Source organism: Peribacillus acanthi (genome assembly GCF_003073175.1).
Lineage (GTDB): Bacteria > Bacillota > Bacilli > Bacillales > DSM-1321 > Bacillus_BN > Bacillus_BN acanthi.
In genome coordinates, this window is the sequence record NZ_QBBX01000017.1 from 24066 (window position 1) to 37893 (window position 13828).

General features: G+C 33.0%; 17 protein-coding genes. 2 read left to right on the forward strand and 15 right to left on the reverse strand.

Annotated elements, in window-relative coordinates:
- The first annotated feature begins 103 nt into the window (after window positions 1–103).
- Window positions 104–952: a nuclease-related domain-containing protein gene (locus DBX25_RS15810; RefSeq protein WP_108671763.1), complete on the forward strand. Its 849-nt coding sequence runs from the start codon at window positions 104–106 to the stop codon at window positions 950–952.
- 203 nt (window positions 953–1155) lie between these two features.
- On the opposite strand, the gene DBX25_RS15815 is transcribed toward DBX25_RS15810, so the two are convergent.
- The 11 genes from DBX25_RS15815 to DBX25_RS15850 all read right to left on the reverse strand — a co-directional run bounded on the left by DBX25_RS15815 (window position 1156) and on the right by DBX25_RS15850 (window position 8889).
- On the reverse strand, window positions 1156–1359 hold the full coding sequence (locus tag DBX25_RS15815; protein WP_108671764.1) for a hypothetical protein: 204 nt from the start codon (window positions 1357–1359) through the stop codon (window positions 1156–1158).
- Between the two features lie 46 nt (window positions 1360–1405).
- Window positions 1406–1948 carry a hypothetical protein gene (locus tag DBX25_RS15820; protein ID WP_108671765.1) on the reverse strand — a complete coding sequence of 181 codons (543 nt, stop codon included), beginning with the start codon at window positions 1946–1948 and terminating at the stop codon, window positions 1406–1408.
- Window positions 1949–1950: 2 nt separating this feature from the next.
- Entirely contained in the window at window positions 1951–2226 is a 276-nt protein-coding gene (locus DBX25_RS15825) for a DUF2442 domain-containing protein (RefSeq protein ID WP_108671766.1), read from the reverse strand.
- Window positions 2223–2396: a hypothetical protein gene (locus DBX25_RS20690; protein ID WP_157950991.1), complete on the reverse strand. Its 174-nt coding sequence runs from the start codon at window positions 2394–2396 to the stop codon at window positions 2223–2225. The genes DBX25_RS15825 and DBX25_RS20690 overlap by 4 nt, the downstream gene beginning before the upstream one ends.
- Window positions 2397–2757: 361 nt before the next feature.
- Window positions 2758–3054 (reverse strand): hypothetical protein, encoded by a 297-nt coding sequence (locus DBX25_RS15830; protein WP_108671767.1) that lies wholly within the window; start codon window positions 3052–3054, stop codon window positions 2758–2760.
- A 79-nt stretch (window positions 3055–3133) separates the two neighbouring features.
- A complete protein-coding gene (locus DBX25_RS15835; RefSeq protein ID WP_108671768.1) occupies window positions 3134–3634 on the reverse strand; it encodes a hypothetical protein in 501 nt (166 codons plus the stop codon).
- Window positions 3635–3727: 93 nt separating this feature from the next.
- Window positions 3728–4459 (reverse strand): hypothetical protein, encoded by a 732-nt coding sequence (locus DBX25_RS15840; RefSeq protein ID WP_108671769.1) that lies wholly within the window; start codon window positions 4457–4459, stop codon window positions 3728–3730.
- A 120-nt stretch (window positions 4460–4579) separates the two neighbouring features.
- Complete coding sequence (locus tag DBX25_RS20695; protein ID WP_157950992.1) at window positions 4580–4717, reverse strand: hypothetical protein; 138 nt, start codon at window positions 4715–4717, stop codon at window positions 4580–4582.
- A gap of 631 nt (window positions 4718–5348) precedes the next feature.
- Window positions 5349–5750, reverse strand: coding sequence for a four helix bundle protein (locus DBX25_RS15845; RefSeq protein WP_108671770.1), 402 nt, complete (start codon window positions 5748–5750; stop codon window positions 5349–5351).
- Between the two features lie 179 nt (window positions 5751–5929).
- On the reverse strand, window positions 5930–6067 hold the full coding sequence (locus DBX25_RS20700) for a hypothetical protein (protein ID WP_157950993.1): 138 nt from the start codon (window positions 6065–6067) through the stop codon (window positions 5930–5932).
- Window positions 6068–7194: 1127 nt separating this feature from the next.
- Complete coding sequence (locus DBX25_RS15850; RefSeq protein ID WP_108671771.1) at window positions 7195–8889, reverse strand: hypothetical protein; 1695 nt, start codon at window positions 8887–8889, stop codon at window positions 7195–7197.
- A gap of 848 nt (window positions 8890–9737) precedes the next feature.
- Here DBX25_RS15850 and DBX25_RS15855 point away from each other — a divergent pair.
- Window positions 9738–9974, forward strand: a complete 237-nt coding sequence (locus tag DBX25_RS15855; RefSeq protein WP_108671772.1) for a hypothetical protein — start codon at window positions 9738–9740, stop codon at window positions 9972–9974.
- 64 nt (window positions 9975–10038) lie between these two features.
- Here DBX25_RS15855 and DBX25_RS15860 read toward each other — a convergent pair whose 3' ends face one another.
- From DBX25_RS15860 to DBX25_RS15875, 4 genes are all read right to left on the reverse strand, one after another.
- On the reverse strand, window positions 10039–10866 hold the full coding sequence (locus DBX25_RS15860; protein WP_108671773.1) for a hypothetical protein: 828 nt from the start codon (window positions 10864–10866) through the stop codon (window positions 10039–10041).
- Window positions 10867–10938: 72 nt separating this feature from the next.
- Window positions 10939–11679, reverse strand: a complete 741-nt coding sequence (locus tag DBX25_RS15865; RefSeq protein ID WP_108671774.1) for a TatD family hydrolase — start codon at window positions 11677–11679, stop codon at window positions 10939–10941.
- On the reverse strand, window positions 11663–13117 hold the full coding sequence (qatC, locus tag DBX25_RS15870; RefSeq protein ID WP_108671775.1) for a Qat anti-phage system QueC-like protein QatC: 1455 nt from the start codon (window positions 13115–13117) through the stop codon (window positions 11663–11665). Before qatC ends, DBX25_RS15865 begins: the two co-directional genes overlap by 17 nt.
- The gene (locus DBX25_RS15875; protein WP_108671776.1) at window positions 13110–13823 is read right to left on the reverse strand and encodes a hypothetical protein; all 714 of its coding nucleotides are present in this window, start codon (window positions 13821–13823) and stop codon (window positions 13110–13112) included. The genes qatC and DBX25_RS15875 overlap by 8 nt, the downstream gene beginning before the upstream one ends.
- Between the last annotated feature and the right edge of the window lie 5 nt (window positions 13824–13828).

Sequence of the window (13828 nt, forward strand, 5' to 3'; positions counted from 1 at the left end):
TTTTAAAATTTGCATAACGTTTCTTATAAAGGTTGTACAAATGGCTCTGTTTATGCCGATATAAAAATATAGAAGTTTATTTCCAATAGGAATGAGGCAAATCATGTTTTTAGATTTTCTATTTAAAAATAAAAAGAACAACAACACAAGTAATGATAAGGAAAAAATTTCAAGCACTGTAACAAGGACAAACAATGAGGCAACAAAAATAAAGAATGAACGGACTGCAGTTAGAAAAGGTGAACTGGGAGAATACAAAATCGACATCCAGCTATCCCAACTTCCCAAAGAGTATTTGTATTTAAGTGACTTGCTAATTAGAAATCCTAAATCATCAACAGGATTCTCTCAAATTGACCACGTTATCATTACTCCGTATGGATTATTTGTAATCGAGACAAAGAATTATCAGGGAACTATTTATGGAGGAAAAGATAGAAAAACCTGGTTGATTAATGGTAAGTTCAAAATTTTGAATCCATTATTGCAGAATTATGGTCACATTCAAGCACTTAAAAATTTTATCGATGGGAACTACCATCAATACTTTGTTTCCATGGTTTCCTTTACAAAGAGATGTACTTTTAAAATTGAAGAAGAATTACGAAAGATACATTCTAATCAATTAGTAATTTATGATGTGGAATTGACTGAATTTATTAATAGAAAAGTCGCTGTGCTTAAATTACAATACAAAAATCCTATTTTAATGAAAGATGATATTGAACTGATATACAACTCTCTCTATAATTCCAATATTTTAGACGAATCAATTAGAAAACAACATATTGAAAGCATACAATTAAAGAAGAACAATTTTGATAAGACAACTGATGAAAACAAGTGTGCAGTATGTCAGAAAGCTGTGTCTGATAAAGTTAAATCATTCTGTTTATCTAATAAGAAATTCCAAGGAAAAATTTATTGTTATGAACACCAAAAAGACTTGTAAAAAAGGAAGATGGGTTACATCTTCCTTAAATAAGTGTTGGATTTAAATAGCTTTTTCCTTTCCGAAAATTCCGTTTCATTTCATATCTCAATTATCACTGGAATTCTGAAGCACTTGTCACCATCATTGCCACTCCCGTTCGTCTTGAGCACAACAAAATCTTTTTCCGTAGTAGTAAACATGTTAGATGATTGGTCTACTATTCACTCAAGTTCATCGAGGTTAGTTAAATAAACAGCATTACTACTATCTTTTACATCTACAATAGAATCTCTGGTAATGATATATTTACTACTATCCAGTTTCTTCCTAATGCTAAGAAAGTAGGCTTCTGCCTCTCTCCTTGTGTAAAATACTTCTGTAATACCGAGATTTCCCCAACACTCAACTGCCCATCGCTTTTCCATTTATATTCACCCTTTTTTCGAGTTTCTTCTATTATTAATCAGAACATTAATTTATGAAACATTTAAATGCTCCAGCAATTCCCCATTTTCCGCTCGATTCTCTTACATTATTTTCAATATATCTCAAGAAGGAATCATATCCTTCCATAAATATCTTTCCTTCAACAAAGAATACGAACATAGATATTTCAATCTCCAACCAATTCCAAGCCAAAATCTTAATTTCATCGGTAATAACATTGGATTGAAAGCAAGGGAAATTTCCCTCTTCTGCAAGTTGTATTATTTCCTGAAATGACGATAATCCTCCGATTGTTTCTACAGTTGATTCAAAGCAATCAGTATATGGCTGTTCTTGGGGATACATCGAATATTGATATCGCAGAGATTCCTGCAATTCTTCTAATACTACAGATTCTTTAATTTCAAAAATGATTTCTTCTTGTGTCTCGTTTAAATCATAAAGAGATAAGTCAAAATGTTTATTTAACTCAATCGCCAATTTTTCAAGAGTAACTCCTAACTTGTCCAATCTATTTTTATCAACTTCCACTCTATAACAAATTCCCATCTGAAGATATTTTCCCATTATCATCTTCCTCCTTTATTTCCAAAAATATGTTCAAGGCTGACTGAGGACGTATATAATATTTCCGTATCAAAATCTACGCCATTACAAAACAATACTGTCCCAGAGTCCTTATCTATTTCTATTGAGCAGAATACATTAATGTCCTCTCTAATTTCTCTAAGTTTCCCTAAATCACTTTGAAGGAATTGCTTGATATCCAAGAGCCGATACTCACTACTGTCAAATTCAAGTAGCAGTTTAAATGTGGTTGTTGCAAATAACGAGGTTATTCTCAAATCCTCTTCTCTCCTTTAATTCTAAAAAAACCAAACTTCGTTTTATCCATTTCATCTAATAAATCCAGGGCTATTTTGTTTTCCTTTTGAATTGGATGTCCCATATCAGCAACAGACATCTTTCTCCCAAAATTCGGATTACTGCTCTTTTTATTTCTCTCGAATGCCATTAGCTTCTCTCCCTTATTATTGGCTTATTGGTGTACACAATAACTTTGCTTCCCTAATACAAATACATAGCATACAGCACCCTCTTAATGCTGTTCCTTCTTGTTTATAGGCAAAAACAATAGGCATCTTGTTTATATGATATTTTCCCTCTTTTTTTTAAAAGTGGAAAATACCTATAAAACAAGATGCCTATAAGGGTTTGGAAATTTATAACATGTAGAACTCTTATTAACTATAGATTATAGCTGGTTCAAAGGATTTGCAATAAAATTATAACTTTCAATGTCTTTAATATCACTACAAATGTTCAACAGAAAATTTATAAACAAAACCATTTAGTTACTTTATTTTGCAAGTGATTTATTCTACAGCTAATTTTACCTTATTAGAGTTCTCTATTAGATTCATAACTTCACTTTGTACATTAATTTTTATAAGCTGTTCCAAAGAATACGTAACAAAATGCTCCATTTCACCGCAACACTCACAGATAACAAAAATAGCAAAGTCTTTTTTATTTACATGTTGGCAGACTACAGTATCTAAACCATATTTGTAACATAATAATGCTGAAAGATGATTTATTCTTTCTAACGCTAATCGTTGTCTCATTTGCCCAAGTCCCATGTTGTTTTCCTTCTTATTTACTTTATTCATATGAAAATTCTCCTTTTCAATCTAAATTTAATATTTTATCAATCTTTTTTTCTAATTGAAGTTCAATCATTGGAGACCATTAAAGGTCCCCATCTTCTTCAACATTAAAAATTGCACTTAATAGCTTTTCGTTCTGATTTTCCGTATCAATCGCTTTTCTTTCTCGTGAATACAAATATTCATAAGCCATTCTTATTACCGTAAAAGCCTGGAACTCTGTTAGTTGAGTCAATTTCTTCAATAGCTTATCGGCATCAACACCAAATAATGCATCAGCCAAATTAATTTGAATATCGTCTTCTACATTAGCAACTAACACTGTTTTATTGAGTAATTCAGAAGAATATAAATATCCATTAAACGCATTGACTATAAGCATTGCCTCATTCAAATTGAAAAATCCTTTTAGTTCTCTTTTTGTTCCTTGATAAACTTCATTCAGCATATACACCATCTGTTTAGCTTTGAAAGAATAATCATCAAGCTCTGTTTCCATAGGAAATTGATTAAATCCCTTCCACTCAGGTTCAAAATCAAGAAAATCAACTGTAAATTCGTGTTCAATTACTACATTTTGCATAAATTTATTCCTCCTTAAAATTCATTTCGACTTATGACTAAAGTTTCAGTTATAAGACGGGGATAGTTAATCCCAAACTCTTTGTTCTTGCTATTAATCTTCATCTGTAAAATTTTCTTCAATCAAATACTTGGCTTCTTCCATCACATCTAATTCTATTAATTCATGGATTGAATACGATTCTAAGAAGTGAAGTTCTCCACAATTCTCACAGTCTTCGTATAAAGTGAATTCTCCTTCATCAAATCTAACAGCAATGAATATTCCGAATTTAAGTGCGAATATCGTACCAATATGACGGAGTTTTTGAAACCCTAATTCCCAGCTAAGTTCAAAATTATCCAACTCACTATCGCAACACTCTTCTTCATCATCAATAATCATTTCACTATCAGATATCTGGAAGATTCCGTTTAATAGTTCCTCACTGTCTTGGTCTAATTCTTCATCCAAATCCGTCTCAAGGAATTCAGAGACCATTTTTAAAATGCTAAATGCCTGAAATTCCGTTAATCTTTGCAACTTATTTAGTAACAAGCTATCTTTAAAATCTAATAATCCTTCGGCAATACCATGTTGGATATAGTCTTCAACAAACTCATTTACAATGAATTTTGCCGACTGTTCTGAAGAATATGGCATTCCATTAAGACTATCTACAATAATCCAAACCTCATTAGTAGTAAAAAGACCTTGTAATTCTAACTTGGCCGCTTCGTATTGATTACCGATGAAAAACGAAATCTGTTTTTCATCGAATTCTAATCCCCCACCAATTGAATAAGTTTGAAAATCATTTCCTCTTGTGATTACTTGGTTTTGCATAATTATTTCCTCCTCATATTAGTAAAATTCTTTATTATTGAATCCCATAGATTATTTTAAGAATTCTTCATATTCACCCTTTGACAGTTGTATAAAGTGCTCCTTCAAAAAATCTGTAAATCAAACGCCCTTATCCTCCGCCATTTCCCAATAAATCGGATTATCAACAAAAAATACTATATCCACAATATTTCTAATGCCTAATTCTTTTTGTAATCTTTTCTTATCTCTTTGTTGACCTCTATCTCCTCCAACCACTGCTACCAATCACCTTCATTAAAGGGGAAAACTTGTTTCTTAACCCTATCTACGCATACAATGCGAACAAGGTCGCTATCCTTTTCATATTTCTCATATCTTCTCATTCTTGTACCAAAGTTTTTTCATCTTTGAATTTAATAAATGATTCTTGATATCCCATTTTTTATTCCTCCAATTTTAAAATTCCCGTAGTTTCTATACGTTGTTATTGAATAAAGACCTGTTCCTTGTTGAATCCTGACCAATAGCGGTCAATACAATAAAAGAGTTTCCATTATCAATTTTTCAAGGAACGACAAAAAGACCGAATCTATTTATTGTAAATAACACATAGGAATAAATAACCTTAAAGAAAAATCCTTTAGGATATATTCAAAACCTATATGAAGTTACAATAGATAGATTCGGCCTCTTACCGAAATCAGATAATAATACATTTTTAAAAATGTATGAATTAGTTTCAAAAAATCTTTTTTAGGCAACAACTCTATTTCCATTGCCTATGGACATACTATACATAGATTATAGTTATTCGTCAATACTTTTTCTAAAAAAATATTAATAATCCAATTTACTATAGATAGTTGAAGTGAATTAGCGATGGCATGGGAAGCATATTTTATAGCACTTAAGCAATCTCCCTTTTCACCTTCTTAATTAAAGAAATAAGCATTTTGATAATCTGGCAAACTTCATTCTCTAACTCCTCATAGGTTTCTAAATTCACATAGCCGACCCGATAAATTAGCTCTATCTGTGCTCTTACCTCGTATGCAGAACCGTTCGCAATTGCGTAGAAGTGGATTTCTTGATTAGGAAAGATACCTGCATATCCTTGTCCTTCCGCCAAATTGCATGAAATCGAACTGGAGCTACGCTCGATTTGCGACCTTAGACCGTACTGTTCATGTTTCGGAAATCCTTTCGCTAATTTATAAACTTTTTCTGTTAATGACACCGCCTTTTTCCAAACCTCTAATTGTTTAAAATCTCTTGCAAAAAGGTTCTGTCCGTTCATATCTTTTTTCACCTATTTCTTCCCCCTTCTTTTCATTAAGCTGTTTTATATAAGTTTTCGAGATTTCTAATATCGTCTACTATATTCAGATGCAACCGTTCTTTTAAAGCGATAATTATGTTGCAACTAATTTCCGCTAACTTAAATCGCATTTCTTCCAGTTCCTCAACGCTAATGCCTTCAAAGCAAGTTTATAAAAATGCTTCTTTTAACTCTTTTACTTTCTCCTGCATTTGCTCCAACTCTTCTATCGCCAGTGGTTGAAGTAAATGAATGAACAGCGTTCTTTCCAATTGGTCGATGTCTGTTTTAATATGTCCTATGGACATTTTATCAGCTCCTTTCATTGGTTATTTCCTTATAACCTAATAGTAGCAATTTAACAGTCGTCTGAATTTGAAAAGTGGTCGAATAGTGTTCGAGTACCTTCAACCTCGCATGACAACTTTCCTTCCTATCACTTCAACTCTATAAAAATATGTTTCAAATACTATTCTGTTGTAATTTTTACACCCACTAATTTTATTAGACTAATTCGTTGAAATGTTGTTCTGCACGTTCGTATGAGAAAGAAATTGTGTTGAATTAAGTCAAAATATTTATCGAAAAGTTGTATTATTTTTATTCTTGTATAATGGAGTGATTGATTTTCATACAACTTTTTGAGCACTTCCACATAATGAATGAAACAACATCCTGTAGAATCACTTTACAATGTGCCAATAGCACACAAATAAGATTCTATTCTTCCAAAAAATCTAAGGTCTTCAATAAAACAGAAAACTTTTACATACAGCCTTCGCTTATCTATTGAAATGTCGCAAAAGCCCTTTTGTTGCAATAGAACTGCATCAAATCCAAACCATCTGACGCAATGTCAAATACCTTCATAGAAAAAACAAATATAATAAAAGGCTGATATCCCAAAGCTATAGTACATTGTAAACGCCACTGGGACTTAACAAATATATTGGCAACTACATCTATAAAAAAATCATTGTTCTATTGAAAAAGGCTCTTTTGTTACCAAAAGAATCAAACCTGTCTGTCAAAATGCCATAGCACAAATAAAATACCTATTAACATTCAATATATTGCTGTAACATCAATACCATATGCTTATAAAAAGGAACTGTATAAAACAAAGCAAATGGATAATAGCACCACTGACTTTTCGTTTAGATGTTGTTTTTTCTTTATCCATTTGGCTTATGTAAAAGTCGGGGTTTTCATTTTAAACCAACCAGTGATTTACTAATAAAGGATTGCTTTACTATTACAGTTGGATTTGAAATATCTATAGCAGGTATTGTTATCATTTTTTAGAGACGACTGCAGTTCAACTGTTACCGATGACACTTTTACCTGCCCCTGTAACCAAACGAACATGCAATACAATTATTTCTCATTTAACAGAGAAAGGATGTCCATAAAGACACCCTTTAAAATTTCGATATTAGCTGAAAATGAGCTTTTGCCCCTCGCTTTTAATTTGATTGATTTGTAGAAATGGCCGTAACACATCCAATACTTTTGAAAAATTCGCACCATCCTTTATTCCTACTTGAATCCGAACTTCTTTCTTTCTGATATAGGATTTACCTGATTGCTGAAGGTTTGTAAGAATGCCTTTAACCTCTTCCACCTTTTCATCAAACTGAGTTGGCTCCTTTTTCCTTTCCTCTTTTGCTCCCTTAACTTTCCCTATTCTATTTATATCAATTTGGCATTTATGATATTGGATGTTTGGCAATTGCTCCAGCACCATATCTATCACTTCTTGATTACTATTAAATAAATGAATCTTGGCATCAGCAGGATTATCACGAGCAATTCGTCTGATTGCTTGATATATCTCCCCTGAAATCGTTGATAATCTAATTTTTTCAACATCTTCATCCTGGAAAATAGAAATATTATCAGTTGGAAGGTTTTCATGATACTTATAGAAAAAGTTGGTGAGGGCATATGTCCCATAGTTAAAATTCGGGGTTTTCTGTACAATAACTGTATTAAAATTGCGGTAATTATTTTTTCCAATTAAATTGCCGAAGTAATCTGTAGATATGGGGACTCCCAATGTTTCTTGTATCCCATTCAAGGTGTCATTGAAATAGGTCTCGATTCCTTTCTCAACTTGTTCCATTTGCCCTTGTTCCGTAATGAACAGTACCCCACTACTATCCTTCAAATCTATTCGTTCTAATGACTTTTCTGTAAGATTTATATAGTTCTTTAACGCCTTCTTGCTGGTATTTAAATCGTAATGATAAAATTCTGCCTGTGAATAATCGAATATTTTTGACTGTTTGATAACGTTGAATTTGGTCGAAAGGGAATATCGATAATCGAACCAATTGGCATCCAAAATGATGTTACAATCTAACATTGCAAATTTAGGTGTCGAATCAAAAGTGTGAAATGCCCCTTCATAGAAATAACAACCGTTATTCAAAATCTGATGGAACTTGAACAACAATTCCTTTTGCTCATTCCTCTTTGTCTGCCCAACCTTTTTTAGCAATTGCTCGATGACCTCTTTGTATTTGTCATATTTGTCTGATTGGAAACTTACGAATACAATTTCCCTATTTTTTAGAACCTCTGAATCATTCGAGTATTTATTCGCCATTTCTCTTAATAGACTGGCAAGGTCATCTGTTTCAGCAAAACCATATTGGAATATTTCAGTCCATAACTGCCCTATCTCTTTGTTTGTTACAGAAATCTGTTCCAACAAATCTGGGTATTCGTCTATTACTAAAATCCTTCTATCTGCTATTAAATCCTGATGGTCTCCTCTGCAGATATTAGAATACATTTTATGGGTAATGCAAAGAGTCCTTGCCTCGATTGCTCTTTTTCTTGCCCTTTTCTTTTTCGTATCTTCACCTGTAAATGCCACTGCAATTTCATTCCCAGCCAGTGAATTAATACGCTCTGCAGTAGCATCCAGTTCCCCATCCTTTGAAAATCTTTGCACGTATAACGCTCTGTCTTCTGTTTCCGCTAAATACTGTTGTGTTCTCCTGCTCTTTCCAGCTCCAGCCTCGTACCCATAAACTGAAAACACTTTGCTATTCCATTTGTTTCTATCGAAAATTTGATTTTTTAAATCGTCAAATATATTTGTTGCTACTACATTTTCCAATTTATACTTCCTCCTTCGTTGACTAATGTTGCTTGTTGAAAAAAGTATAATTCGGAAAGTCAATTGAAAATATAGCATTTGTGTCGAACAACGTCTTACCTAATATTTTACAAGTAACAGCTATTTCATTACTTCTTTATGAGATGTTTAACTTTAAATTGAAATTTTGGGTATTTAGCAATTTTCGGCTTCAACTGGTTTTTTCGTATAGATAGATATTTCGTTAAACTGTTCTTGGTTTTCAGTGAACTTAGATTTGTACTAATTTAATCGCATACTGGCGATTCAAATGTAAAAGTTATCCTTTACATTGTAGTGACGACAACTTCAATAGATGTTGTATTCCCAAAAGGCTTTTGACGTTTTGTAAGATGAATGACTTTTTCCACCCCTTGTTTTATAAGAATGATAGATTTAATTTTTCCCTTTACAGCTTGGCTGTTGATAAAAGTTATTTTTTTTGCAATTACACTTTAGATTTTTAAAATAGTCGAGGTTTTTGAAAGAGTCTTTTGACATTTCGTAATAACTTTTCCCTGCAATGTTCAAATCAATTTTAGATTTTATTGAGGACTATATAGGTTTATGTTTTCCGAAAGTTGCAAAGCCTATCCCTCCTTACAGCCACAAGGGACTGAGACGTTTTAAAGCAGAAAAAATCCATAATTTTTATTCTTGCCTTCCCCCCTTCTTTTTCTCAAATAGCGTTGCATTTTAAACCCTTTTTAATTATCCCACTTCTTAGTTAGACGGTATCAAACATTGAAAACGTAGTATCGGTGAGTAGGACTTGGTACAATAAGTTTTGTTAAGGAGGTCAGCAAAAGGCTTAGGAGGGGGAACTACTGATGCTCGTAAAAGCAAAGGACCTGAAGGCTGGAATGATAATCGAATTGGAAATGATGGCTTCCTATAATGCCAGGAAGAAAAAGGTAAAAAAACTCATGGAAATCAAAGAAGACGTATTTTATTCGGAGGGAGATAAAGAGGTCATGGTCGATTTTATAGACTTCAAAACGAAAAAAGGTGGAGTGATTATGCTTCCTCCGTTGCAGGTGTATAAACTGGTTCAAGGAGAGGCTTAGGGCTTCATCCGTCTCATTCTCAATTTAAAATAGACAATTAAAGCCCCAATACTATTACTTTTGATTATTGAGCTTCCGAATCAGGCTGTTCTTCGTAGTCAAAATCTATATCCATTGTTTCAACGTAATGAATAATACTCTGAACACTCTTATAGACATTTGTTTCATGCAAAGAGGTGTCGCTCATTGCCCAAGCAAGAAAAAGTTGACCAAGAATCGTAAGAACTGGGGTTAAGACCTTTTTCCAAGTGCTCACTTCTTCTTCATTCAATTTACCTTCCTGAACTTCTGCATCTGTTATATCGAGAATAATATTGATTTTAAGAGCCAGGTCGAAAAAGTGTGGCCGTTTAATTTCTACTTGAATATCTTCTTCATACAGTTCCTCTATTTCTTCTACGTCATCCTCTGTATCATGAATATATTCACTTAGATTTTCCACAAAGGAACTATTGATTGCAGAAGATATTTGATTAAAAAAGGGAGCAAATTGGTATGCACTTGAAAAAGCTAAACCTTGTTTACTCAAACTTGCCACAGCACTTGCCATTTGAGAAAAGTCATGACGTGGAATGTTAATCATGCCTACTTTTGTCCACAGTGGCTCTTTATAAAAACTGTTTATTAGACTACTTTTAGATAATTCACTTGCTATTAAACCGCTTTTAACAACTTCATTCGCTAATATACCGCTCTTTGCTACTTCACTTGCCAGTGTACTAACCTTTCCAACAGCACTTGCATGTTCCATATAACTTGATACTACACTACTTTTTGCCATCTTATTTGCCAATTCACTGGCTCTCGCCATTTTGCTAATCATTTCTTGGTGTCGGTTTAATTGATTCATCATCTTCTGCCATTTACGTATATGCTCAAATGCATCATCCATTACTATTCACCACTTTCAAATATCCTCGTTTGGAATTATTACTTAATCCATTAATGATAGGGATATAACTTGCTATTTGACATACTGCTGTTGCTCAATTAACAGCCTTTTCAAGTTATTAAATATAATGGAACTAAAGTTTTTAATCTGGAGCTTTTCTTCAAATTCCTTATAAATTACAGGTAAGTTGTATGACTTTCCTTTTATATCAGATTTTCCAAAAGGAGCATCGGTTTCAATAAGCAACCTATCCAAAGGAATTGCTCTTATTATATTTAAACCCTTTACAGATGTAAGCATTGAATAATTTACGGATAGATAGTAGCCATTTTCGATTATTTCTTTTAAATGTGTTTTATTGCCAGAATACCAGTGAAACACCACAAATCTAACCTCGTTTTCAACTAAAATTTCTAAGGTTTCTTTCTCAGCCATTCTCGAATGTATCGACATTATCTTATTTGTTTCTCCAGCTCGTTTACAAATATACTGAAAGACCCTTCGCTGTTCCACTTTAGTTTCAATAAATTCTTTAGAATAATCCAAACCAACCTCACCAATATATTTAGTATGCGGAAGCCATTTATCAAACAGCTTCATGTTGAATTGATGCGTGTTTGATAATTGTGGGTTGTAACCTAAACCTATCTTCACATACTTGTTTTCAGGAAACTCCTTCTTACATCTCTCAAATATTTCAGGCATATTTGTAACAAACAAAGCATACGTTTTGTTCTGAATAAAATAATCATACATTTCCCTATAATTCTTGTAATAATCTATATGAATATGAAAATCAACTAAGTTTGACATCTTCAATTAAATCCTTTAAACCCAAATATTCCATTAAACCGCCTTCATTTTGGGCATCTTCATATCTAATCATTTCTAATAATTCATTCATAGATTGGTGATATAACCGCTCATAGGCATTAATTTCATCAAGAGATAATGGACATTGCCGAATTAAAAGTGTTCTGATATATTCCCTATCATCTCTATGTTTGAAATATCTTCTTAAACTAAAGAGTACAGCTTTTAAATCACTTGCTCTACCTTGCAAATTGCTATATTGAATTAGAAAATCACTATTTAATTTATATACTGAATTATAAACAGTATTATCCTTACCAATCGCTAAGAATGAAGCTCTCCTAATAAGGCAAGGGTAGCAATATCCACAATTACAAGGAATTTCAATACTTTTGTCATATTTTCTGTCGTATCTTGATAAACAAGGATGGGAACACGAAAGAGTTCTATGTGCGTTATCCTGGAAAACAAGTTTCTCATTATGCTCAGCTAAAATCTCCCCTTTTGACTTGTCCCAATAAAAATTCGAGATTGTATGTTCTAAGCCAACTATTTTTAGGATTTGATTTAGTGATTTCAAAAAGATAGGGTGGGTTGTTCTTGTACTGCAACTTCCATTTCTGCTATCAGTTAGAGGAACATTTATACCAATAAATCCGTTCTCTGGTATATACACAGGCGTTCCTTCCCCTAATATCGATGCAATTGCAACTGCTCCAGCTAAAAATAAAAATGACCTGCTTCTACTTGAACTTTCAGCACCCAATCTGGCTTTTTCCCCATTCCATTGAATTGGGGCTAAAGGATTGGCATTAAACAAAATTAGCTCTTTATTTAACGTAGGGTATGCCTTATCAATCTCATTAAAAAGCTCATACTGTCTACTTGTCAAAAGATTGTATTCCCTGAAACCAACAAAACAAGTGCTTTGTTGATTTTCAGATAAGGTTATAGCTCCGCAAAACGAGTCTAAACCTCCCGAAAACAAACTTACAGAATCAAATTTTTCCTTGTCGATAAGTTTGAACTTAGTATTTTTTTTATTAGCTCTAAGCTTACTTGTTGATTTTCTGAATTCAAATGTCCAGTTATCGCCACTTAAAAATCCAAGAGTTCTTTCCAGTTCATCTTTTACTATAGCCCATTTTTCTACTTCAAGAACAGGCAAGTGAAGTTTAATACGTCTTGTCCAATTATCAGTTGACTTTTTTCGAGGCATTCTTTTATCTGCACAAAAAACACTTATGGCTATTATCAACAAGTCCTCACTAATGTCCGATAAAGATTGACATCCAAACCTTCTCCATAGTTGTTCCGCATCAGTCTTTACATTTGATTTATTGTTTTTATCAAAAAGATTAAACACTAAAAGATTTTCAGCACTGTTTCCGCTATTTGCTAAATCATCATCTTGCTTGTTAATCCATATATTAAACAAGGGTCTCACTCCAAACGGATAATATTTCAAATGCTTTGTTACATTTGTCGGTAATAATTTGATTGCCTTGCTGTGCGTTCCAGTCAACTTTTTGAATGTCCTTTATTGTAAACTCAGACTCTAAGGATGTCCGAATATATGTCTTTACACTTTTTTCTGCACTATCATATTTATCCAATTTGTCAAACATCGTAAGAATTTTTTCTGCGAAATTAGCAAAAAAACAGTTTTGAATAAATTTTACGATGAACTCCCTAATAAATTCACCAGTATCAATTGAACCAATTATATTATTATAATCCTCTTCATCTTCTGCACTTTTTAAAAGTTCACGCATAAGTTCACTCATACTCTGTTGAGCAACACTACCGTAAAAGTCGTTTTCACTATCATCAAAATATTCTAAGAGACCTGCACGAAGCCCTTCTGAAGACTTGCCACGTAAATGTGCCAATCCAACTTTCTCTAAAGCACCTATAAATCCGTAATTCTTTACAGCTTCAATAAAATTTACTGCTTTCGACCCTACCCTTGCAATAGACCCAGAGTGGGAATTGCCCCCTCCTCTCATTGCCTTTGAAAAACTTGACACTGCTTTACCTATTGAAGAAGGGCTAAATCCGTTTTTAATCATACCTGTTACATCTCTTTTAGCTTCTGGCCATAAATATCCCGTGGGAGGTAAATAACCTTTTGACGTTCCCATTCCTT

Excerpts from the sequence above, each read along its gene's own strand:
- DBX25_RS15875 (WP_108671776.1), bottom strand. The coding sequence starts at position 13,823 with ATGGGAACGTCAAAAGGTTATTTACCTCCCACGGGATATTTATGGCCA.
- DBX25_RS15835 (WP_108671768.1), bottom strand. The coding sequence starts at position 3,634 with ATGCAAAATGTAGTAATTGAACACGAATTTACAGTTGATTTTCTTGAT.
- DBX25_RS15865 (WP_108671774.1), bottom strand. The coding sequence starts at position 11,679 with ATGTCAAACTTAGTTGATTTTCATATTCATATAGATTATTACAAGAAT.
- DBX25_RS15810 (WP_108671763.1), top strand. The coding sequence starts at position 104 with ATGTTTTTAGATTTTCTATTTAAAAATAAAAAGAACAACAACACAAGT.
- DBX25_RS15840 (WP_108671769.1), bottom strand. The coding sequence starts at position 4,459 with ATGCAAAACCAAGTAATCACAAGAGGAAATGATTTTCAAACTTATTCA.
- DBX25_RS15860 (WP_108671773.1), bottom strand. The coding sequence starts at position 10,866 with ATGGATGATGCATTTGAGCATATACGTAAATGGCAGAAGATGATGAAT.
- DBX25_RS15815 (WP_108671764.1), bottom strand. The coding sequence starts at position 1,359 with ATGGAAAAGCGATGGGCAGTTGAGTGTTGGGGAAATCTCGGTATTACA.
- DBX25_RS20690 (WP_157950991.1), bottom strand. The coding sequence starts at position 2,396 with ATGGCATTCGAGAGAAATAAAAAGAGCAGTAATCCGAATTTTGGGAGA.
- DBX25_RS20700 (WP_157950993.1), bottom strand. The coding sequence starts at position 6,067 with ATGTCCATAGGACATATTAAAACAGACATCGACCAATTGGAAAGAACG.
- DBX25_RS15820 (WP_108671765.1), bottom strand. The coding sequence starts at position 1,948 with ATGGGAAAATATCTTCAGATGGGAATTTGTTATAGAGTGGAAGTTGAT.
- DBX25_RS15855 (WP_108671772.1), top strand. The coding sequence starts at position 9,738 with ATGCTCGTAAAAGCAAAGGACCTGAAGGCTGGAATGATAATCGAATTG.
- DBX25_RS15830 (WP_108671767.1), bottom strand. The coding sequence starts at position 3,054 with ATGAATAAAGTAAATAAGAAGGAAAACAACATGGGACTTGGGCAAATG.